Below are 25,957 nucleotides of genomic sequence, written 5' to 3'. Positions count from 1 at the left end.
ACTTTAACCTCCTTGTATTGTCTTCGAAGACTCCAAGACCATGTCTACCTTCTCAATCAGTCGCTGTTTCAGGCCTTCCATGGTTTCCTTTGCATAAACCAGTGAGTTGTATACAAAATTCACCTGATATTCATCTTGCGGAAGAATAACAATATTCAGGTTGTGGCTTGTCTCCTCATAACTGTGTATTCCTACCAAGCGGAAGGTGCTTTTCACCTTGGTAACTACCTCTTCCAAACGCGGATAATTCTCATATATAATCATGTGATCTATCATTATGTTGTCAATACCTGCGTTGCTAAGAACCTCACTGAGAGGAAGACAACCGAATTGTTCGGATGACAAGATAATCTCCTGAACGGAAGCGGCTGTTTCCGGCACTCCGGATGTTAAGACATTTTTGACTCGTACCGGCACAGCATTAATGAACATCCCCACCATTTGGTCAATTTCGCTGATCTCTGTGGGTCTTCCCGATATTACCAGGCCAAATAATGCCTCATTCGTCCCGCATATGTCTTGGAGGAGTAATCCCCATACTGTTAAAAACAATGCACTCTGCGTTACCCCTAAATGCTCGGCCAGCTGTTTTAGACCTTGTGTTCTGGCCTCCCCCAGAGAGGTTTGAATCTCTTCTTGAACATACTGCCGGGTCCCACCTCCCTTTTTGAATTTCGACAGCTGCGTCCCAGCCGTGGCACCATCCAGCGTATGTCTCCAGTACGCAATCGCTTCCTCCCGCTTGTTATACTTCTGGAACCATTGGAGGTAGTCGCGGAACAGCCGGGGCTCCCTCAGCCGAGGTGGATCTTGGACCGACAAGGCTTGATAGGTTTCAAAAAACTCCCTCATGATGATACTTAAGCTCCACCCGTCCAGGAGAATATGATGAAAGTTCCATATTAATAAATGCTTCGTATTGCTTCGCTTCACTAATACAATCCGAAGAGGAGGGGAGCTGCTTAAGTGAAATCTGGCATTTCTGGAGCTACAGATAATCTCTTGAATGGATTCAGACTGTTTCTCCTCGTCCATGCCTGAGAGTTCAATTATTTCCAAAGGAACCTCTGTCTCTTTCAGCACTATTTGAACGGGAACCTCGATAGTACGGAATGTAAATACTGATCTCAAGGTCGGATACCTCTTGATTAGAACAAGCAGACTTTCCTGAACCAGGTCATTCTGTATGGACCCTTCAAAATCAAAAGACATCTGATTAAAATACGAATTCTTCTCTTTATAGAGCATGGAATGAAACAAGATCATTTTCTGCGTCGGCGTAAGCGGGTACACATCTTCCAATTGAGCATTTATTCCCCCGGCAAAACGGCAGAGCCGTTCCAGCTTGTGCTCATTCAACCCTTGAAGGGTAAGATCGCTTGGGGTTAAGGTTTGCTGCTTTCTTTCCATGCAATGGACGATCATACCCGAAAGATTGTTCTTCATCACATCGGCGAACCGCTCCATGGTTGCCTGTCCAAGCTGATGCTTGTTATAGGTCATAGATATGGAGAGCTTTCCGCCGATATGGATACCTGAAATGTCGAGATCATGCTTTCGCTTCCAGCGAGGCGAGACCATTTCCCCCATAGAGATGCCGGAGAAATGAAACCCCTGATAATCAGACACGTCAAAATTCCCCAAGTAATTAAAGCTGACTTGAGGTTTTCGCGCTCTGTGTTCTCTTTTGCCGGTCCCGTAGTCAAGCAGCATACTTCCGATTCCTTTGTTCGGAACGGCTCTTAAGGTTTCTTTCGCCAGTTTGATATATTCGGAATAGTCGTCCGAGAGTTCTTTGACCCTTAATACAACCGGATAAATACTTGTAAACCAGCCGACTGTTCTGGAGATATCCGCTTCTTCAAACAGCTCCTGATTCCTGCCGTGCGATTCCATATCCACTGCAGCCTTGTCTACATTAAAGCACTGTTTCAGGGTTAATGCGGTCGCGGCCAGCAAGATGTCGTTGATTTCGGTGTTGTAAGCGTGATGGACAAGCTTCATCATTGCTTCCGTTTCGGCGGCAGACAACTCAAATTCAACCCTGGCAACATCCTGAAAGCAATAGCCCTTTCCTTCATGATTACTTGGCAGGAACGGTTCGATCTGCTCCTCCACTGCAGTCCAGTAATCCTTCTCCCTGTCAGCTCCGGGCAATTCAAAATACCTGTTCAGCCGCTGAATCCACTGCACATAGGAATCAGTTTTTCCAGACAAAATCAGCCCCTCACCTGCAATTGCCTGATTATAAAGGGTAGTGAAATCCTCCAGAATAATTCTCCAAGAAACCCCATCAACCACAAAGTGATGGATCAAAGCAGCTACATAATCTTTGTCTTTGCAGCGAAAATGCACTACCTGCAGCAACGGGCCATCAACCAGACGCATGGCTCTTTGTTTCCCATTCAAATGTCCCGTAATCCGCTCTTCTGCATGTTCAAGCTGCGACAGGTCCACCGTTTCAAAGGCAAATAAAGGGCGAGCACCGGGTTCTCTGATTTGCTGAACGGTACCTTGCTCATAGACGCGAAGAACACTACGCAACGCATCGTGATGTTCCATCAGTTTGTAAAAAGCCTGTTCTATACAAACTGCCCTCATCCGCTCGACTGAGGTTAAGAGTATGCCTTGGTTATAGTGATTGGCGATCTCCAAGGAGCATTCCTCCAGAAACCATTGCTGAACAGGTGACAATGCAGCCTCGCCGGAAACGCTGTCATAGTTGTCCAGCTTCTCCGCCGGCTCCATGTGGTTACTGATCTCCCGGATGGTGGGAGAATGAAAGAAGTGCTTTAACTCCACCTTCCAGTTTTTTTGCCTTAACTTAGAAAGAATTTGTATAGCCTTGATCGAGTCTCCGCCCAACGTGAAAAAGTGGTTGTCTATACCGACCTCAGCCACCTTAAGGACATCCTGCCACACCCCGGCCATAATCCGCTCCGCTTCGGTTCTGGGCTGGATCACACCCTGTTCCCTCATTAAGACTGGGGAATTCTCCATTAATTGTTTTCTGTTGACCTTCCCGTTACTCGTCAGAGGAATCTCCCTGATGCGTGAGAAGAAAGCCGGAAGCATATAGTCCGGGAGCTGCTGCCCTAAGTGCGATCTGATATCCGTAAGGGTTAATTGATCACTGCCGGTAAAAAAAGCATGCAAGTACCTGCTGTCTTCCCCGTCCTTCATATCAAGGACAACTGCATTCCGCACCCCGCCCAGCTTCAACAACTGGTTCTCGATCTCTCCCAACTCAATCCGGTGTCCTCTGATCTTCACTTGCTGATCTATCCGGCCCAAATAGAGCAGTTCGCTGCTTTTTGACCATTTTACCAAATCCCCTGAACGGTACACCCTCGATCCGTGTTGAAAGAGATCCGGAATGAACTTGTCCTCTGTCAGTTCTTCACGGTTTAAATATCCCCGGGCAACTCCTAGTCCGGCAACCAGCAGCTCTCCCGGAATTCCTTCCGGCACCAGCTGCAGGTCTTCATCAACAACATAGGCAGATAAAGTGGGAAGCGGCCTCCCTATATTGGAATGTCCCTTCGAGATCTCCGTTTCCGTAATCTCTTTATAGGTCACATGAACAGTTGTTTCCGTTATGCCATACATATTGATCAGTTTGGTTGCCTTATATTTGTTATGCCAGTCCCGGAGAATTGAGGGATTCAGCGCTTCCCCGCCGAATATGACATAGCGCAATTGCGATAGACCTGCATCATGATAGCTCTCATCTTCCCGAATCAAGGTATGAAAAGCCCCCGGAGTCTGATTCAGAACGGTTACCCGCTTCTCTATAAGCAGCTTACGAAAGCGGGGAGTATCCCGGGCAACCTCCTTGGGGACAATGATCAGATGCCCTCCGTTCAGAAGCGGGCCGTACATCTCCCATACAGAGAAGTCAAAGCTGAAGGAATGAAACATGGTCCATATATCATCATTATTGAAATCAAACAGGCTTTTGTTATTGCTCAGCAGCCCCGCCACATTTCGATGTTCAATCATGACCCCCTTCGGTCTGCCAGTCGATCCTGAAGTGTAGATCACATATGCCAACTGCCCTGGATTCCGATCAGCTGGCTTAGAAGCGGTCTCCGGTTCTTCATTCAAGCGGGCCAAGTCCTCGGTATAGATGACGGCTGCTTGTCCTGATTCTCCCCCTGTATCTGCGAACCGTCTGCTTGTGATAATGACAGGGGACCGGCTGTCTTCAATGATTTCCTTCATTCTCGCCGCCGGCATTTCCGGATCAATCGGCAGATAAGCTGCACCCGATTTCAATATTCCTAACGCAGCTGCCACCAAATCAATGCTTTTATCCAGCTTCACTCCAACTATAGTTTCCTGCGGAAGGTTGAGCTTGCGAAGCTGCCGCGCGTATACATTTGCCAGCTGATCGAGTTCTTTGTAAGTCAATGAGCTGCTGTCGCAGGTTATGGCAACCCGGTCTTGGTAACACTCGGCAACCCGTTCAAAGAGTTGGTCGATGGTATGGGCCTCCGGGTATTCTGACGCCGTCTCATTATATTCGGTTATTATCCGCTGCTGCTCTTGGTTCGTTAACAGTTGAACATCCTTCAATAACGTATTGGTATTGCTCAGGACCTGCTCAAAAAAAACATTTAACTGACCGAAGATACGGCGAATAGTACCGGCATCGTAATATCCGGGATGAAATTCGATATCCAATGCAATACGGCCGCAATCATCCGAATAAAAGGAAAAGCAAAGGTCCGCCTTCCACTTTTCAAGATAATGGATATCCCGGTGAACGACTAAGGCGGGCAGAGACATCTCCGGTAGAGGGTGAAAACCCGAATCCGGGCTATTCAGGGCCTGCTGCAGCGTTTTTCTCACACCGTCCATATAGGATTTAAAGGTCATCTCCCGCTTTAAATGAAAACATACAGGGATAAGCAACTTTTTGACAACATCAACGTCCGGTTTATCCCACTGATTCATTAGCGGAGTTACAGCAATAACCTCGGAAACCCTTCCATATTTGGACAGCAAAAAAATGACTCCCGCATTCAGCATCATAAACTCTGCGTAGGGAGATTTCTTGGTGATCCGTTTAATTTCGTTATTTATTGCATCCGGAAACAGGAACGTTTCAACTGATGAAGGATAATCGGAACTGCCAACGTGTACACAATCTCGTGGAAAACCGCTTACTTTCTCCACCAGCGTTTGTTTGTCCTTCCAGTAGTATTTGCCATCCCCTGGATATGCATCTTCTAATTCCATCTCATTCCCCCCTTACCAATCAAATTCAACGCTTTCCAAATCAACCTTGCGCGATATCTTCGAAGGATCATCCAGATTGATCCGGGCCAGCTGAATATCCCCGTTGCCTGCAACTGCTTCCAATATTGTTGTATACTGGCGCAACAGCTCCTCTGCCGTTTCCTTTTGATACAATTTGGTGTTGTAATCCATATTGCAGCTCAATACCCCATCGTAGTCCTGAATATTTAACGTAAGGTCATATTTGGAATTCGAATTCTCATACCTGTACGGATTGGCCTGCAGACGCCCGAAGGAAGCTTGGGGTATCGGAATATTTTGCATGGCAAACACAACATCGAATATAGGATTGCGGCTGACGTGACGCGGTGCATTCCATAAGGATACCATCTCATCATAGTACAACTCCTTATGCTCAAAGGATTGCAGCACTTCACTCCTAAATCTGGCAAAAAAGCCGTTAAAGGTATCCTCAGGGACCGGACGGGTCCTTACCGGCACAACATTGACCAGGTTTCCGACCAAGCCTTCCAGGGCTGGCTGATCCCTTAAAGCTATGGGTGTACCGACGATGACATCCTCATAACCGGAGACCCGCATGAGAAGAATGTGAAAAGCCGCAAACAAACTCATGAACAAGGTGCCTCCTGATTGATGTGCTAACCGGAATAAACCACGATTTACGTCCCCGCTGACGTCCAAAGTGACTGTGTCTCCAGCAAATTCTCTGATTGGTCCCCGCGGGAAATCGGTCTGAAGCTCAAAAGAAATTGCCGGCCGGTTCAATTTCGCATCCCAGTATTCCAGATCAGCCGCCATCTCATTGTGCTCACATTGCTTGCCGCGCACATAAGCATAGTCCTTAAAATGAATTCTCACCGGTTCGAGCCTCTCTCCGTTGTACAAACTTGAGAGCTCCTTAGTGAGAATGCTAAGCGACACTGCGTCAGATACAATATGATGGATATCAAAACATAAGATAAATTGCTCTGTACCTGCTGCCAATACCTCTAATCGTGCCAGCGGAGCGCTTAGAAGATGGAATGGGCGGATAAAAGCCTTTAAATAATGTCTGATCTCCTCCTCCGTCTCCACTTGTTTGACAGTTACGATTCCCGGTACATCCGATTGGACGGTTTGAACAACCTCGCCGTCGGCAATCCGGAAGGCAGTCCGCAACGCTTCATGTCTCCGAATCAGAGCTCCAAAGGCCTTTTCCAGTCTGTTCAAATCAAAGTTACCGGTAATTCTGACTACATTAGTCATATTGTAAGAACAACCGGCGTTTCCCAGCTCTTCGATAATGAAAATCCCCCGTTGAATTGGAGTAACGGGATAATAATTCTGCTCAGGTGCCAGGAGAATGTCTCGGCTAATATCCCTCGCCGTGTTCTGTGAAGAATCTTCAACCATGGTCTGCTCCGCAATAAACCCGGTGAAAGCATGAAGGTCTGGGAACCGCAGCAGATCCGTTACCTTAAGTGCCGTCTGGAAGACTTGATTAATTTGCACTATTACTTTCATGGCAATGATGGAGTCCCCGCCAAGCTCAAAGAAGTTGCTCTCCAGATCAAGCTTCTCCATGCCAAGGACGCCGCCGATGATTTGTCCAAGGCTTTCCGAATGTCCATGCGGTGGTACCTTTTCCCCCTTGTACCTTACCTCGACCACACGTTGATACGAAGAAGCCTGTTCAAGCCCGCCTTTGATTCTTTCAATAATGGAATCGGACAGACGGAAGGAAAACTCCTTATAGTAAGGAAGAAGCTCGCCCTGGTAGTTTAATCCTCCAATAATGGACTCCTGCACGTCATGGTTTAAAATGTCGTGAAACGCTTCACGTACCCTCTCTGAAGAAATGACCTGGAACAACTGCTTCTGCGGATTAAACCGCTCCCCCATCAACTGCACTGTGAACTCCCACGGTGCCCAGCTCATGGCAATCGTTCGCTTACCACCAGTATTTCGGTAATGAACGAAGGAATCCAAGAAGGAATTGGAACAAGTATAACCTGAAAGTCCCACACCGCCGATCAGGGTGACCGGTGAGGTGAACAGCACCATAAAATCCAGCTTATCCTGCTGTGTTAAGCGATCCAAGAGCCATGTTCCCTGAACCTTTGGGGCTAATGTGCGAAGGAAGTCTTCTTCTTCCTGCTCTTGAATACTCACCCCTCTGGCACCCGTTCCTATTCCTGCACTATGGATAACTCCGTGAATGCTGCCGTAAGTCTCACGAACCTCATCCAGAACAGAAATCATGTCCTCCGGGCAGGAAACATCCGCCTGGTAACACCGGACCTGAGATCCTCGTCCCTCAACTTGTTGAAGCGACTTCACTTTATCGCTTAAGGCATTGGCAGGATCGGCCGCTATTGCTGCCCACTCTTTCTTATCCGGGAAGCAGGAGCGGTTAATCAGAATCAAGGTTACCTGATTTTGAACCGACAAATAATGGGCAACCTGAAGCCCTAGCCCTCCCGTTCCCCCTGTAATGACATAAACACCTTTGGGCCGGATACCGGTCGGTTTCAGCTCCATATCCAGAGGCTGGAAGGTCTCCAGCCGTTCCACATATCTGATCCCTTTCCGGTAAGCCACGTTCGAATCCATTGCCGCTGACGCAATCTCATTGGCGATGACTTCGGCTTCCGTCTCGGAATCTATATCGATGCATTTGCATTGGGTATTGAAATTTTCGTACTTCATTACTTTCGCCAGCGCGAACATCGGCGCGAAGACCGGGTTGATTACGGGATCACTGCGGTGTATAGCGTTGACGCGCTCCGCTATCAAATAAAGGTCCAAGTCTGCAAAGGTTTCTTCTGCCAGAGCCAGATGGAGGTTTCTAAAACTGCACACTCCCCGCTGAAGACCTGCAGTCAAATCATTTTCGCTGTCCATCCCCCCCTGCTCGGAAAGGCTGGCTAAGTGCACAATCGCGGTCAAATTCATGTCCTTCATTTGCGCAAGCAGAGCCGAGAAGTCCGCTGCCGTATTCCGAATTAGATACTCCATCGCACTGATCTTGGAATATTCACGGCCGAGTTGTGCCGTTACAACATATCTTTGTCCACGGAGCTCCTTCATTATCGCATCGGAGAGACAACCATCCCCCACAATGACCAGAACAGCACCTTCCCATGTTCGCCCGGGTGGAACAGCCTTCTCTGCCTCCACCCAATTGAGTTGATAATACTGTTCTTCCCCTCTGTCTTCCGTCTCCTTGGCAACCCAGCACCTCTTTTCATCAAAGACGTAAGGAGGTAATGGGACTCTGCGAAATACCGTATTCTTGTACATCGCGCTCCAGTTCACTTCATGTCCTTGAACATACGATATTGCAAGCCGGCCCAGCCGCTTCGGATCATGGCCTTCCGCCAATACATCTTCATAAGCTTCCAAGAGAGCTCCTGCAGCATCGGCAGCCGCTTTATTGACTGAGCCATAATAAATTTGCAGCTCCGGGCAGTTTTTCTTCCCGGATTGGAACAGCATTAATTTATTCTGAAGATCCAATTGGTCGTTCGTAATGATCGCCAGCCGGTATTGATAATGCCCCCTTCCAATATTTGAAGTGTAGCAAACCTCTGCCAGACTACAAGGATCATTGAAGTATTTAATGTAGCTTTGCACAAGCTGATATAATGAGCGTTCTGTTTTGGCCGACAGTGTAAAAAGAGAATCCCCGGTTGCTGCTGCACCAGGCCACTTCCTTGTGTACTCCTCCAAGACCATGTGACAGTTGGTTCCGCCGAGACTGAAAGAACTTACACCGCACCGAACCGGTTCCTCGCTCTCCTCCAGGTCCCGCAGCACATCATTCACATAAACCGGAGATTTGTGAAACCCGATATTCCGGTTGGGATAACGAAAATGCAGGGATGAAGGCAATTGACGATTTTTCAGAGAAAAAACAGCTTTCATGAACCCGATCATTCCCGCCGCATTGTCCAAGTGGCCGTAATTGGATTTGACCGATCCAATCGAACAGAATTGCTGCTTCTCCGTGAATTGGCGGAAGGCCTTCGTGATTCCCTCCACTTCAATCGGATCCCCCAGCTTAGTCCCTGTGCCGTGAGCCTCTATAAAGGACAAGCTTTCAGGGTTAATTCCGGCGGCCTTCCATGCACGAACGATTACTTCTTCCTGGGCAAGCGGATTCGGTGCCGTAACCCCCATGGAATCGCCGTCATTATTAACCGCACTGCCCTTAATGACAGCATAGATATGGTCGCCGTCCTTCTCCGCCTGGACTAGGGGCTTAAGCAGCACCGCACCAACCCCTTCGCCACCTGCTGTTCCATCGGATGACTGGTCAAAGGTCTTCGTAAGCTGATCCGCGGATTCAATTCCCAGCTTCTCTGGCGGCTCAACGGGGAGCATATTCAGTTTGATGCCTCCTGCGATCGCCATACTGCATTCTCCTTGCATCAGAGCCATGCACGCCATATGAATCGCAACAAGAGAAGAGGAGCATGCGGTATCCACCAATATAGAGGGTCCATGTAAGTCAAGCAAGTAGGCTATTCTGCCTGCCAGCAATGACTTCAGATTACCCGGTATGGACATCGCAGTATATTCAGGACACAGCTCGGCAATAAGCCGGCTGTATTCACTGTCGCTGCCGAAGCCGGCGTATATACCGGTTCTTGTCCCCTTTAAGCTGTGCCCTCCATATCCTGCGTCCTCGATCGCTTCCCAGACAGTCTGTAAAAAAAGTCTTTGATTTGGGTCCATCAGACTCGCTTCTCTGGGAGAGAGATTGAAAAAATTATAGTCGAAGCGGTCAATGCGCTCCAAATACGACCCACGGGAATATTGGATCGCAGCGGGCTGTCCAGACATAGAGCCCAGAATGTCGTCGAGATCTTGTCTGCGGCTTAACGGAAGTGACTTCACACAATTTTTCCCACTGACAAGATTATTCCAGAATTCAGTCTGATTGTCGGCATCGGGAACCCTGAGCGCCAAGCCGATCACGGCAATATCCTGGAAGTTTCTGATTTGCTGTTCTTTCATCATGGATAACAGCTGTGAAGCAACTGTACGGTTGATAGTGCCTCTTTTTGTCTCCTCAAGAATGAACCGGTAGACGGACTCCAATTAATCTCCCCCAATACCCTTTAAATCCTGGAGCATTTGCTCCACATCAAAATCGTCACTGTCAATACTGTCCAGCATCTGGTCAATCTCATTCTGTATAACCGTTTGGTTCAGGACTGTCTTTAACGTGCCGCCCTCCCCCTTCTTGCCGATATAATCGGCCAATGCAGAAATGGTGGTGTAGTTGAATAAGTCAACCAGCTTAACCTGTTGCGGAAACACCTTCTCCAGACGGTTATGCAATCTGACAAGTGAAATAGAGTCGCCTCCCACATTGAAGAAGCTTTCCCGGGGATCAATCCGGTCAAGCTGAAGAATCTCTTGCCAGATCAGTGTAATCTCCGCTGTCAGCCCGTCGTCGGCAGGCCCGCTCTGATTCTCAAGCCTCAGGGGCTCTTCCAGTGCAAACAGTACATCCGCAGCAATTTTGCCGTTAGCATTCAACGGTAACTCATCCACATAGGTGAAGCTTGCCGGAATCATATACTGAGGCAGTACGCCGGCCAAAGCGGTCTGGAGCTCTTCACGGCTCATCCGGTTATCACCAATCAAATAAGCCCTTAATTGATGGACCTCATCCTTGCCTTGCTGCACCAGCACAACCGCCTCATGAATTCCTTCAATCCCGCCGAGTTTTGCCTCTACTTCACCTAATTCGATCCGGTAGCCGCGGACTTTAACCTGCTTGTCTTTTCTCCCGCCATACTCGATTTGGCCTCTTGCATTGAACCGGCCCAAATCCCCGGATTTGTACATCCTTCCGTTTGGAATGAACGGGTCGGGTACGAAGTATTCATCCGATTTCTCCCGGTCATTTATATATCCTTTTGCAACCCCGTCACCGGCAATATAAATCTCACCCATGACCCCCACGCCACAGGGAACCCGGTGCTGGTTCAAAATGTAGATCCGTACATTATCCGCAGGTTTCCCGATCGGCACAGAGCGCCCTGTATCCTCCGTTTCGTCATACCGGTGGATCATGCATCCGACTACGGTTTCCGTTGGACCATATTCATTGTAAATCTCGATCCGGTGCTGAAATTTATTAACAATACTGCGGGCCAGAGAAGTCTTCAAATCCTCCCCTCCAACTATAAACCGTCTAACAGATGTATTGCCGATATCAACATCCGTTAACAGCATCAGGTGAGACGGAGTCAATTTCACAACCGTTGCCCTATTATCCTTCATTACTTTGTACAAAAGAAATTCATTTCCATCATTTCTGTATACCTCAATTGTGCCGCCGCAAATAAGCGGAGTAAAGATCGACGTAAGTGTCAAGTCAAAGGCTAGGGATGAATACAAAGGGAACACCGCATCCCCCTCATTGGCATACATTTTTTGGGCCCACCAAATATAATTTAGCAGTCCCTGATGCTCCACCATGACCCCCTTCGGCCTTCCTGTTGAACCCGAGGTATAAATAACATAAGCAAGCTGATCCGCAGCAATTCGGGCAAACACCGGTGTAGCCTCCGTCTCCGGTTCCCCTATCAATCGCAGGTCTATGATCTTGCCTTCAAATGCTGTGTCTTCCTTCATGTCCGTATTGGTCAGGAGCAGGCATACTTGCGAATCAGCCAGCATGTAGTCCACTCGCTCCGCAGGGTATTCGGGATCAATTGGCAAGAAAGCCCCTCCCGCCTTCATAACGGCAAGCAGCCCGATAATGGTTTCCGCCGAATGCTCTGTCATCATGCCGACAATCGCTCCCCGCTTAACTCCCTCTGTCACCAGCCGGGAAGCCAAATGAGTCACACGCCGTTGCAATTCCGAATAGGTAACCGTAAGCTTATCCTCCGAAACGGCTGCTTTGAAAGGTTCTCTCTCCGCTTGCTGCTCAAACAATTCCACAATGTTGGAGTGACTGGGATAAGGAGCGCCGGTAGCATTGAATCTGTTCATGTAGATCTCCCTGTCATCCAAAGTGAGAAGCTCCATCTCTTCTAGCTTTACGGATCTAACCACGACTGTGTCTATCATTTTCTCGTAGAAGCGGGATAATCGTTCAATCGTTGACGGACTATATAGATCACTGTTGTACTCAAACCTGATTTCCGTCATCCCCTCCACTTCCCGGCAGCTCAGGTATAAATCAATCAGACTTGTATCATCACTAACCTGGGCATGCTCGTAAAATTGAAACATCGTCGAGTAAATTGGGGATGTTGTCAAATCCCTTTCAGGGTTAACCTTTTTCACCATCAAATCAAAGGGATATCTGCCGTTTTTGAATGCCAGCACTGATTTTTCTCTGACAACATTCAGCACATCCTGGAAGGTCTCAAGATTACGGAATTGGGCCCGAATGCATAACGTGTTGATAAACAGACCTATCAGATTCTCCACCTCTTCAGAATCCCTGCCTGCGATTGGGAAACCTACGATGATATCCTCATCGCCCGTTACCGAATGCAGAAGAAGGAAATACACACTCAGGAAGAAGACATGCTGAGATGTCCCCCATTCCCTGAGTTTACTTTTAACCGACTGGGTCAGCTTTTCATCAAGGCGGAACGTATGGGAGCCTCCATTAAAGGTCTGTATGCTGGGACGGCTGTAGTCGGCAGGTAAATTTAATGCTGGCAGCGGCTTAACTAATTCACCTAACCAGTAGGATTCCATCGAACGGGCCTGCTCGCTTTCAAACCAGCATTTCTGCCTCATCATCCAGTCTACATACCGCATGGCCGGCATGCTCAAATCAGGTACTGTATCTTGTGCCAGCGCCTTATACATGGTCATTAATTCTTCAAAGAATATTTTTGAACTCCAGCCGTCTGTAATTAAATGATGCAAATTAACATAAAAGCACCAATCCTGGCGGTTCAGCCGGAACAAAATGAACCTGTGCAAGGGCTTGCGCAAGTCAAACGGCATTCTTTTATCGGCATTGATCATTGCAAGCAAAGTTTCTTCCTTATCTGCGTCATCTGCCAGGTCGATAACCTTGATGTCAGCATGGCAGTGATCGACTATTTGCTGGCGCGGAGAACCATCAGCATCCTCTACGAATATGGTTCTCAAGGTTTCATGGCGGGCCAAGAGCCTGTCAACCGCATTGCAGACAAGCTCCGTATTCACCTCCATTTCAAGCCGGAATGATGACGGAAGATTGTAGGCAGTCAAGCCCGGATGAAGCTTCTGCAGGAACCACATCCGCTCTTGTGCATGGGACAGCTCATAATCAATATTGACTAGGGCGGTTTCCGGTTCGCCGGCAAGAGAAGCCTGGTTCAGTTTGTCTTTGACATGACCCTCCAGTTCCCCTATGGTTGTGTAAATGAACAAATCCCCCATGTCTATATCAATGCCGTATTCCTTGTTTAAAACATTTGAAATTTTTATGGCTTGAATGGAGTCCCCACCAAGCTCATAAAAATCATCAAATACATTAATGGTCTTCAAACCCAATACTTCTCCCCATATTTGGCCAATCCTCGTTTCAAGCGGGCTATAGACCCCATTGGCTCTTCCTTTCAGTTCCAGTTTCTCCAGTGGTCGCGCCTGCTCTTGGAAATCGGCCTGCAGACTTCTGTAGTTAACAAGCCGGCTTTCAATATTTTCGCAAAACCGATATGGGATTCTGTCCAAGCTTCCTAATAGTGGATAATTAAGTTCACCGACCATGACTTGATGCTCATTCAAGCTTAAAATATCTTTATACGCCGCTACTCCTTCCTGTGGATCGATCGGATGAATGATTGCCTGATCGTGTTCCAAGGCGCTTCCGGCAGCCATGCCAACAAATTTCCATGTAGTCCATTTTACACTTATTGCAGGAACTTTCTTACAGTTCCTAAGATAGTCGGCAAATGAATCTAAATAAGTATTCGCCGCTGTATAATCGCTCTGGCCTGCTCCGCCGGCCAGACTCGCGACAGAGGAGAACATCATAAAATAATCAAGCTCATCGTCCTTCGTCAACTGATGAAGGATCCATGTCCCGTTAACCTTGGGTTGTAGAACCGCCCGCAGCTTATTCCTATCCTTTCGGCCTATTACACCCTCTCCCGGAACTCCGGCAGCATGTATGACGGCGTTAATGCGGTGGAACTCTTGGCGGACCCTTCCAACGATTTCACGCATCGATTCATAATGGGAAACATCCCCGGCATAGAAAACGATTCGTGCGCCTAGACTCTCGATTTCCCGCAGCTTCCTGATTATGCTCATCAGTTTGCTATCGATGCCTGCGGCGAGAATCCCAGCCCACTCCTCCTTGGATGGAATGGCAGTACGGCTCACAAAAGCCAGCGAGACCGGGCCGCTTCTCGCCATTTCCAAAGCAACCTCTAAGCCAATCCCACCGGTTCCGCCTGTAATCAGGTAGACTCCGTCTTTTTTCACTTTTATCGAAGAAGAGTGCTCCATGACTTCGATTTCCGCTATTTCCTCCTCATACGCTAAGTCATTCCTCATAGCGGTAAGGTAGGATGACGGTGTGCGTCCGATTTCTGTAACTAATGAAGGAACTGATGTCTCATCATCCAGATCGATGCACTTGACTGTCAGATTGGCGTACTCTTTCTGAATCACTTTTCCGAATCCTGCCATTGTTGCATTTATGGGAATTACCGTCCGCTCATTTCCGGTTACGGAAAATGCATATTTCGTAATAACGGTCACATGAATTGGCTGAGCATGTAGATGCTGAGCAATGGCTTTAGCACAGAAGAAGAGACTGTCAATCCCGTCTGCTTGGGCGTCCTCCAGCTCATCCAAGGTGTCCGGCTCCTGTCCGGTATTCAGAGAGAACAGATACAAGATACTGTTTATCTGGTTTCGCTTCAGGTCTTGGAACAGCCGCTGAAAGTCGTCCTCGCTTGAACTAATCGTATAATGCTCCTCATCCGTCTTCTGATAGACCGGGCCCCTTTCCACATGAATCACCGGGAAGCCATGGCCTGTAAACTGTGTAATCAATTCTTCCGATATGCCCTGCCTGTCTTTCATAATTACCGTTACACCTAACCTGGGCGCTGATTCCCTGGGAGCCTCCTCCTTCTTCTTCCAGCTGATCCGGTGTAACTTTTGTTGTTCCCGTTCTTGAATGAACCCGCTTTCATGATTTTGTAGCCGGCGCATTCCATAATCCGTTACTTCTAATATGACATTCCCATCCGTATCAAGAAAGGTAATGTCAAACAAGGCCATGCGGGAAGGAGAACCCTCCTTTCGTCTGATATAGCTCAAAAAACGGGAAGGGATCGGTGCATATGCAACCAATTTTTTATAGCTATAAGGAACATACAGGCCCTCGTCGATTAATTTCCCTGCAAAGTTTATACCAATATCCATCAAGGAAGGATGCAGATGAAACTGCCCCAATTCCCGAAGAACATCCCCGGCAGCTTGCACCTCCAGCAGCAGGCTATCCTTCGTCTGCTGTAGCATCAGTTCATTGCCATGCCAATGCTTGCCGAATACGAAAGGTCCCCCCATAGAGCTTATATTAATCGGCTGCTGCTCTTCTCTGAAGGCTTGCTTTAATATCCCTACCGCTTTCTTGTCCGGGGGAATTTCCGCTCCCCGCCGGAAAGCGCCCTTAGCATGAACTGTCCGCACACCACCGTCATCAACAGACTCAATTGCGAACGTCAGAGCATCCTGCGGACCAGAATGAATAGCGGCCACTAGCTTTTTCTTGCCTGGAGCGTCAACAAAATACGGGCTCAAAAAGGTAACATCCCTCAGCTCAAAGGATTCCCCCTTCCACCTCTCGTTCACAGCCTCCAGCGCCATTTCCAAATAACCAGTGCCCGGCAGCATACTTCGCTCATGCCATTTATGCTCATTCAATACCCAACTTGCCTTGGTCTCCATGTCCAGACGAAAGATTGTTTCAGATTCACTACTCTTTATTCTCTCTTTAATGAACGGCGCCTTATTGAACCTCTGCTCAGCTCTCTGCCCGATACCTTCCGGGGCGACCCAATAGCGCTCTTTTTTTAAAGGATACGCCGGTAAGGGAAACTTAGTACATTGCTGCGAGTAGAGCCTGTCCCAATTCACGTCCGCCCCCTGTATGTATAATTGGCAAAGAGAGGTCAACAGAGAAGAGTCCACACCACCTGCTAACGCGGCCCGGTCCAGTATCTCGGACGATAACCGATTTAGTCTGTCCAGTTCCCGGACGGTAATGCCCCCCTCCTCCGCTAAGTGTCGATTGTTCTTTGTCACATGATGTGTCCCGGTAAAAATCCCCCGGCCCTCTTTCGTTAGCCCGTGAATATATACATGTATCAGTTTTTTCCGCAAATCAATCCAATCGGTGTAGAGAATTGCCAGCCTGTTTGAAAAATGCGGCCTTCCTACTGAAGCACTATACGAAATATTGTCCAAAGGCAAGGAATCTGTGCCAATGATGAATTTAACGAACCGCTCGACATACTGAACCAAGGAATTATTGTCCCTTGCTGACAGGGTCAGAACCCTCGCTTTGACGTCGTTCTCTGCAGCAGCCTCCCGGGGGGCTTCCTGCAGAACAACGTGGCAATTCGTTCCACTGAAACCAAAAGAGCTGACACCCGCCAAAAGAGGCTTGTCCGGCTGTTTCCATTCTTTAAGCCGACTGTTCACATATAGAGGCGATTGGCAGAAATCAATGAAAGGATTGGGCGACTCAAAATTAACAGTAGGCGGTATCTGCTTATTTTCCAAAGATAAGATCAATTTAATTAATGAAGACATTCCGGAAGCTCCCACCAAATGGCCAATATTCGGCTTTACAGACCCGATGCCGCAAAATTGGCTTTTGGAGGTGTACCTTCTGAACGCATTGGAAAGCGCCCTCACTTCAATAGGATCGCCTAATTTCGTTCCGGTTCCGTGGGTCTCAATATAGGTAATATCCTCCGGATTGATACCCGCCCTCTGCCATGCAGTAACAATGACATCTTCCTGCGCCTCGGCATTTGGGGCCGAAATCCCATTGGAGGTGCCATCATTGTTGATGGCGCTGCTTTTAATTACAGCCCTTATATGATCCCTGTCCTTTAGCGCCTGTTTCAAAGGTTTCAGCATGACAATGCCTATCCCTTCTCCCCACACGGTGCCGTTCGCATTTTTATCGAAGGTGCGCACCAAGCTTTCCGCCGATTCTATCATACTGTCTCCACTTACAGGAAACAGAGAAAGATTTATTCCTCCGGCCAAAGCCATCTCACAGTCCTTATTCTTCAGTGCCTGACAGGCCATGTGAAGCGCCACCAGACCAGAAGAGCATGCTGTATCGACGACGATGCTTGGACCCTTTAAATTCAAGTAATATGAAATCCGGCTTGCCATAATGCCGGCAGTCGATCCGGTTATCGCTAAAAAATCCGAATCATGCACCAACCGCTTGTATATCGTATCGCTCGAATGATCCCGTCCAGCAAAGACACCAACCTTTTTCCCATGAATCTGCTTTCCGGCGGAGCCTGCGTTCTCAAGTGTTTCCCATGCCACTTCTAGGAAAACCCGCTGGTGGGGATCCATTAATAATGCTTCTCTCGGTGAGATCCGGAAGAATGCTGGATCAAACTGATCAATATGCTCCAAATATCCCCCTCTGCCGTAAAAATCCTCTGGAGAATCCCCCTCGGGGATAAAGCAATCTGTATCCTTTTTGCGCGTAAAGGGAAAGTCCCGTATCATCGATTTGCCATTTTTGAGATTCGACCAGTATTCCTGTTCATTATCCGCCTCAGGGAATCTACAGCTCAATCCGATAATGGCAATGTCTTCGTCTTGGTGTTCATGCTGGGCTTCATCCTGTTCATTGATTGTTGTAAGAAGCGTCAAAGCGGTGTCTTCATTTAACCCGCCTTTTTGCAACTGGTCCAGAATATATTTATTCAGCATTTCGATTTCCACAGCTTAGTTCTCCTTTCTGTGCTGCTTCAGAATCTGCAACCCATTTTCAACGGATACCGCTCCTGCTTTCACACTACCGATCAGAGCTCTTAAGCCCTCATTATCCAGAGCGGCAGTTAGTCCCCGCTGTTCTGCTTTATTCGGTTCCGGCCTTTTATTTGAAGCAGCCTCTAGCTGTTGTTCAATATATTCGGAGAGCAGCGACACCGTCGGATAGGTGAATATATCCGAAATATTGATTACGCCAGGAAATCTAAGCTCCAATTCTTTGAGCAAGTCGATAGCCAGCCTGGAGTCCCCTCCAAGCTCGTAAAAATTCATATCGACATCAATCTCATAGATATCCAGCACCTTTCCCCATAAAGAGGAGACAGTGATTTCCGTCTCAGAATAATGAATTTCGTTTCTTCCCATCAATGTTACTGATTCGATGGGCACGGGAGCAGAAGGCACTCCATCCTGATTCATGCGAACCCGCTCGATCGCCGATACAATGTCCTCGGATAACCTGATACCCAACTTAGCCGGGTCATCGGCATGCAGGAACAAGGCATCGTTATAATTCACCCGTGCCGCAATAATCCGTGCGCCTGTGTGGTTGAGTGACTGCAGTATTAAGGAGATACCCCCTTCCTTTTCTAATGCATGGAACAATGTATCTTTGTTAACCCCGTGCCGGACAGACATCCCTACATGTTTCCATGTAGCCAAATTCACCGAAACAGTTTTGCGCCCTGTCTTACTCCGCTTCATAGCATAAGCATCCATGTAGGCATTGGCTGCTGCATAATCGGCCATCCCCAGCCCTCCGGCAAACGATGCAATGGAGGAGAATAAGACCATAAAGTCCAGTTCATCCTTTGCCGTTAACTTGTCCAGAATCCATGTCCCATCTACTTTTGCCTGAAGTACGCCGGATATATCGGCATAGCTCTTATGATAGATCATATTCGTCCCGGAAATACCCGCGGCATGGAAGACTCCCGAGATCCTTCCGTATCTGCTTCTGGCCTCCTGCAGAACAGCCGCAACTTGTTCTTCATCCGACACGTCGGCAGAGAAATAATCTACAGTTGATCCATTTCGTTTCATTTCAAGAATAGCATTATGCTTATCCAGCCATTCAGCGTCCTCTGATTGAGCAGGAAATTGCTGTCTGCCAAGCAAGATAAGGTGAACCGGGCGCAAGGCGGCTATAGCCTGCGCCAAGCAGAAGCCTATTCCGCCAAATCCTCCGGTAATTAAATATACGCCAAATTCATGAATCCAGTGCCCGCGAGCTTGAACGGGATTAGACTTTTCAGCTTCAATGATTTCAACATATCTGCGCCCTTCCCTATAAGCGGTCAGGTACGACTCTGAATGATGCATAATTTCACTGGTAAGTTGTTGCAGGGAGGTTAACTCATCATAATCAACACATCTGCAGGAGATATGAGGCAATTCCTGATGGATTACCCGGCCCAGGCCAACCAGTAGAGCATATTCGGGAATAATATACGGCTCCGTCCCTGTCACTTCATGCGACGACTTCGTTAACAGAACCAGATCAATATTTGAACTGACATTATTGTGAACCAGCGATTTGATTAAATTCAACAGGCTTTGGATGCTTTTATCCTCGAAGCAGTGGATGTCATTCAATGAAGCAACCGTCGTTTCCATGAAGACTGACAGGATGATCTTATAAGGTCCTGAACCCTTAACGGAAGAGATGAGCCTCTTGAAGCTGTCCTCCGATAGGTCTACCATATAACGCTCGGCTTCCAGCCGTTGAAATTGCTTGCCTAACGTTATATCGAGCACCCCGGGGATGCTCTGCAGCAAAGAAGCTGCTGTCGGGTTTCCGTCATGAATCAGCAATACGGATTCCTCGGGAGTTAGATTCCCGCTTGCTTCCACCGGCGCTTCCATCCAATTTATTCTATAGAAGGAGTCCTGCGATTTGTCGGTGCCGGCAGATTCCTTTTCCCCATACCGCCGGAGCTGCAGCCAGTGCCGTTTGGATTCAAACGGATAGGTTGGCAGGGATGTCTTCCGGTACCCCTGTTTAAGGTACAGTACTTCCCAGCGAACATCAGCACCACTAATATACAATCGGCAAAGCTCTGTAAGCATGGACTCCTGAGTCTCTTGAGATTCCATCATCTCTAACCAATGATCGACCGTTCCGCTAAGGCTTTTTTTCATATCCTCGGTCAGATCGTTCACGGATAAAGCCTTCTTATTAAAAACTAAATTAAAATGGCCATAATGAATTTGTTGATTTGTTCTGCTTGCCGCTTCCAATCCTATTCCATTAATCAAAATCAGCAGCGACTTCAATTCATCCAAATCCTTCGCAAGCAAAGCCATACGATGATTGTAGTGTTGTCTGCCGGTGTTAGCTGTAAAACAAATGTCCCCCAGACTCGATTCGTTTTTCTCCAGAAAAAGTAAATATTTCTTAATATACTGCATTAATCCTTTTTCACTGTAAGCAGACAATACAAACACAGAGCTGCCCGATTCGCTCTCCGGAATCACACGTTTTTCAAGTGAAGGTGCTTCCTCAAAGACCATATGACAATTAGTTCCGCTAAAACCGAAGGAACTAACGCCACATCTTCTAGGGAAGTGGGCCGGCTCCCAAGGAGTCAACCGGTCAACGATATACATGGGCGATTGGATAAGCTTCACCATCGGGCTGGCTTCTTGAAAATGAAGGGTAGGCGGAAGCATTTGATGCTTAAGTGCTAACGCCACCTTGACCACTGATGCCAGGCCTGATACCCCTTTGGTATGACCGATATTAGTCTTTACAGAACCTATCCCGCAAAAATTACGTTTGTCGGTGAATCTTCTGAAGGCCACATTCAGGCCCTTCAGCTCTACCGGATCACCCAGCTTTGTCCCGGTCCCATGAGCCTCAATATAGCTGATGGTTTCGGGATTTATCCGCGACGCTTTCCATGCCTTCTCGATTACCTCTGTCTGAGCAACGGGGTTAGGTGCTGTTAATCCGTTTGAGGATCCGTCATTATTTATCGCACTGCCCTTAATCACCGCATATATTTGATCTCTGTCCTTTAACGCTTTATCCAGGGGCTTAATTACAATGGCACATATACCTTCACCCCACACTGTACCATCCGCTCTTCTATCAAAAAAACGCACCTTACCCTCCGGCGAATTCAGCATTTCATTTTGCTCCGGGGTCAGTGTAACTGAAATACCGCCTACAATCGCACTCTCACATTGCTGGTCCACCAGGCTTCGATATGCGGTATGAAGCGCAACCAGACTTGAGGAGCATGCGCTGTCCAAGACAAGGCTTGGACCGGTCAGGTTCAGCAAGTAGGCAATTCTGCTGGCAGCAATGCTGGTGTTCGCTCCTGTTGCCAGCAGGGGATCAGATGTATCAATTACATTAACGTAACGCAAAGCACTTGTATCCTGTCCGACAAAAACACCGGTTCTGGTTCCTGTTAATTGCTGGGTAAGCCCTGCATCTTCTACTGCCTCCCAGGCGACTTCAAGAAACAGCCTCTGGCAAGGATCCATTACCTGTGCTTCTCTAGGCGATATCTTAAAAAAACCGGCGTCGAACTTATCGATCTCTCTTAAGTATCCGCCTACACAATCCTCACGCTTAGCGTCTTTAGCTAATAGCTCCTTCGTATCCGCCCATCTTGCTTGGGGAAACGGAGCCAGACAGCTCCGGCCTTCTGAGAGCTGCTTCCAATATTCATTAACCGATTCCGATAAAGGCAGTCTGCAGGCCATACCAACGATTGCCACATCCATGGCTTCTTTCCGTTGATCCTGCATCTGCATCATTTCAGCTAATATTTTCTTTGACTCTTCTTTGGACAAAGCACCCGATGTAATTTGCGAATAAATATATTTTTTTAGGTGTTCCAACTATCTTCACCAACCATCTTTAAATACTCGCCAAATTGCTCCTCCGATACTTCACCTTCGGTAATTTGCCTAAACAGCTCATCCAGGTCCATCGCTTCATTTTTTTCTTCCTGCTCTGCTTGTCCCGAATTCCGGTCTAAGAATTGAGCCATGCTAGAAATCGATGAATAGGAGAAGACATCTACTATCTCGAGTCTCCCCGGGTATTCAAGTTCCAGCTCTTTAAACAATTGGGCAACCATGATAGAATCTCCGCCCAGATCATCGAAATGGTCATATATGCTGATCTCCTCAACGCCCAGCACTCTCGACCATATTTCCGACAACCTCTGCTCGGTCGTTGAGCATTTATTACCGCCCCCTGATTGGGCCGCCTGTTTGTCAACAGCAGGGGTTCTATGCTTAGTTTGACGCTTTTCAAGCCTGGCAAGCTTCCTTTTGATCTCAGGCGAGAATTCTATCGGCAAAAAGCGTTCAAGGTACATCAGATTCCCGGAATAATTAAGCTCACCTATAATCAACCGGCTGACACTCTTGGAAACCGCAGCCTGAAATCCACGTAAAGCATCATCCACTTTCAGAAGCTTAAATAAATGCTTCGATTCGTCAAAAGTAGTAAGCGTGTGTTCAACCGAGTGCCTCCAAGTCGGCCAATTAATAGATAGTGTTCTTTTCCCTCTCCGGCTCCGCCAGGAAGCGAATCCATCGAGATAAGCATTAGCTGCAGTGTAGCCTCCAACACCAATGCCTCCGGTAAGTGCTACAACAGATGAGAAGAGTACAAAAAAGTCCAGTTGATCCTTTTCGGTCAATCTATCGAGAATCACTGCACCTTTTACCTTCGGCTCCATCACCCTTTCAAGTGAATCCCTGCTCTCATCTTTTAGTAGAACAAGCTCACGGCCCGCGACCCCCGCACCATGTATAATACCGTTAATTGTCCCGAACTTTCTCCGGAGATCATTCAGAATCGCGCTCATATCGGATTCAATGGTTACATCACCCGCATAGACAGTTACGGACGCACCGGTTGATTCAATTTGCAGCAAGTCTTCAATTTTATTCCTCAAGGCCTTGCTTTGGGCTTCATCACGCACTAAGGCAGTCCAAGCATCTTTTGGCGGCAGTTCCGATCGATTGATCAACGCAAGATTAACTTTGGCCTGCGAAGCTAAATGTTTCGCGAATAGAAGTCCAAGTGAGCCTGTCCCCCCAGTAATAACGTATACTCCATTCTCCTTATACACGACTGGATGATGGTCATCCACCATATTTATGCTTACGCTCTCCAGCGAACCTGTATACCGCTTTCCTTCTCTGTAAGCAACATCCAGCGCCGTATGCCGTGCTCCCATTTCATCAATAATTTTATTAATAAATACATGCTGGTCAAAATCAATCGCACTTACCTGTAAACGATGATTTTCGAGATTTACTGCTTTGCCAAGTCCCAGAAAAGCTGCATTCCCAGGATTCATGTTCTCTTTAAAGGATGTGATTTCATTTGCATTCTGGGTAATAAGATACAACTCCGCTTTATTGATATGGCTCAGTGCTTCTATCGCCTTTGATATATGGAACAGGCTGTACACTCCAAGCTCCGGTTGTTCATCTCTTTCCCCTGCAATTGAATTGCCAATCGTGGCCATATGAACAATCCGCAACGAAGACGCCGGCTGGATTTCATCTAATAACCGGAAGATGTCATTCTCCGAATATCCGATAATGTAGCGGTTATCACCGGCCCGCTGAAATCCATGGCCGTACTCAACCTCTACAACCCGTTCACACCCGTAATTCCTTAATCCCGATGCCAGTTCACCGGCATACCCTGAACGGTCCTTAAATATAAGGACTATAGAGGCTTCAAAAGGGGCCCTGGGATCTTCCGACTCATTCACACTCCATGAAGTGCGATACATAAAGCCCGGTTCATCCGGATACCGGACCCAGCACCGATCCATTTCAAACACATAGGAAGGCAAATGGACCCGCTGAACGTCCCCCTCATATAACATATTCCAATTCGTGTCCGCCCCCAGCGAATAGAGCAGCCCTATCCTATTGAGATCTCCTTCTCCCTGCAGAAACAATTGGACCTCTGATGCAAGCTCCATGTCTATTTTCTGTTTCTTTGGCAAAGTCATTTCCCATGGGTCAAGTTCAGGCTTCTCCGCCGGAGCAACTGTGTAAAACCCCCAGTGTATGGACTGATCTGCAGCAGCATCAAGCCCATGTTTGTGAACATGGTTTAGCTTGTGGAGTAAATCATCGAGACTGTCACAGACAATCGACAATCTGCACGGATGATGATCCCTTCCAGTCGATGCAGTATAGCAAATATCCAGCAGCCTTAACCGCCTGTCACGATGTAGCGCGTTTGCATATTCGTTGATTAGAGCAGTAAGACTATTTTCAGTTTTCGCAGATAACACGAAAAGCTGGCAGTGCTGATCCGTTTGGTTAACCTCCTGATGCTCAACATACTCCTCGAGTATGACATGACAGTTGGTCCCGCTGATTCCAAATGAACTTACGCCGCATCTTCTGTGGAGAGCACCCTCTTCCCAATCCATTAATATGTCATTAATATAAACCGGCGATTTGTGGAACGGTATTTTTCGGTTCGGACGTTTGAAGTGTATGGAAGGCGGTATTTTCTTCTTTTGCAAAGACATAACAGCTTTCACAACACCAGCCAAACCGGATAAGCTGTCCAAGTGCCCCAGGTTGCTTTTTACGGAACCGATCGCGCAGAACTGCTGCTTTTCCGTATAGTGATCAAAGGCCCTTTTGATTCCGTCTATTTCAATAGGGTCACCTAGCTTAGTAGCTGTTCCATGGGCTTCAATGTAGGATAAAGATTCCGGTTTAATCCCTGCATCTCTCCATACGCGAAGATGAAGCTCTTCCTGGGCTAGGGGGTTCGGAGCAGTTAAACCGGCTGAAGCGCCATCTTGGTTAACGCTTGAGCCCTTGATAATAGCATAGATAGGGTCTTTATCTTCAACTGCCCGATCATAGGATTTAACGATCAGAGCAATGCTTCCCTCACCCAGGCCAATCCCCTCACAGTCATCGCTGAATGACCTGGATCTGCCGTCGGATGACAAAATGCCGATGCTGTCCTGCAAATCTGCAATAGGCGCAAGCGTAATTTTGACCCCCCCGACGATGGCCATCTCACAATCGCCGTTTCTTATCGCCTTACAAGCGGTATGAAGAGCTACCAGGGACGATGAACACGCCGTATCAACAAGAAGGCTGGGGCCTCTAAGATTCAAAAGATAGCTGATCCTGCCGGCGATAACCGATTTTATATTTCCCGCCGTTGCCAAATGGGATAATTCTTGTTCCATATCATAAACAACTCGCTTGTATTCCAAAGGCGAATCGCTGTTATGGCCTACATAAACCCCTGTTTTTGTCCCCCTGATCCGGTCCCCCCCGTATCCCGCATCCTCAATTGCACTCCACACGGTCTGCAGAAAGATCCTCTGTTGCGGATCCATCAACCGTGACTCCTGGTAGGATAGGTTGAAAAAACGGTAGTCGAAACCGTCTATTCTATTAAAATAGGAACCTTCCATATACTGGTTATCAGTGACTTGGTTTCCACTTGCTCTAAAATAAGCTTCCATATCGTCGCAGCGGTCTTCAGGGAATTTCCCAATGCAGTCTCGGCCTTCAACCAATGCCTCCCACAGCTGTTCGGCCGATTCCATGTCGCCGATCTGACAAGACACACCAATTATAGCCATGTCCTTTATCGTTTCACTCTCTACGACCACCTCCTTCTCCAGGCCCTCCAAATCCAAATCCGAAAAGTTTATCATGT

General features: G+C 47.7%; 5 protein-coding genes. All 5 read right to left on the bottom strand.

Annotated features, from left to right (window positions below; all coding sequences use genetic code 11):
• Positions 1 to 3 precede the first annotated feature (3 nt).
• The 5 genes from C173_RS20475 to C173_RS32980 are packed head-to-tail and all read right to left on the bottom strand — an operon-like array spanning position 4 to position 25,955.
• On the bottom strand, positions 4 to 5,244 hold the full coding sequence (locus C173_RS20475) for a non-ribosomal peptide synthetase (protein ID WP_036727799.1): 5,241 nt from the start codon (positions 5,242 to 5,244) through the stop codon (positions 4 to 6).
• Between the two features lie 12 nt (positions 5,245 to 5,256).
• Positions 5,257 to 10,350 carry an SDR family NAD(P)-dependent oxidoreductase gene (locus C173_RS32990; protein WP_051478214.1) on the bottom strand — a complete coding sequence of 1,698 codons (5,094 nt, stop codon included), beginning with the start codon at positions 10,348 to 10,350 and terminating at the stop codon, positions 5,257 to 5,259.
• Entirely contained in the window at positions 10,351 to 18,216 is a 7,866-nt protein-coding gene (locus tag C173_RS20465) for a non-ribosomal peptide synthetase (protein ID WP_036727797.1), read from the bottom strand.
• A 3-nt stretch (positions 18,217 to 18,219) separates the two neighbouring features.
• Entirely contained in the window at positions 18,220 to 22,119 is a 3,900-nt protein-coding gene (locus C173_RS32985) for a type I polyketide synthase (RefSeq protein ID WP_155991591.1), read from the bottom strand.
• Positions 22,107 to 25,955: a type I polyketide synthase gene (locus tag C173_RS32980; RefSeq protein ID WP_051478212.1), complete on the bottom strand. Its 3,849-nt coding sequence runs from the start codon at positions 25,953 to 25,955 to the stop codon at positions 22,107 to 22,109. Before C173_RS32980 ends, C173_RS32985 begins: the two co-directional genes overlap by 13 nt.
• Positions 25,956 to 25,957: the final 2 nt, after the last annotated feature.

This window comes from Paenibacillus sp. FSL R7-277 (assembly GCF_000517965.1).
Classification (GTDB): domain Bacteria; phylum Bacillota; class Bacilli; order Paenibacillales; family Paenibacillaceae; genus Paenibacillus_AQ; species Paenibacillus_AQ silagei.
This window is presented reverse-complemented; position numbering and strand designations above follow the sequence as displayed.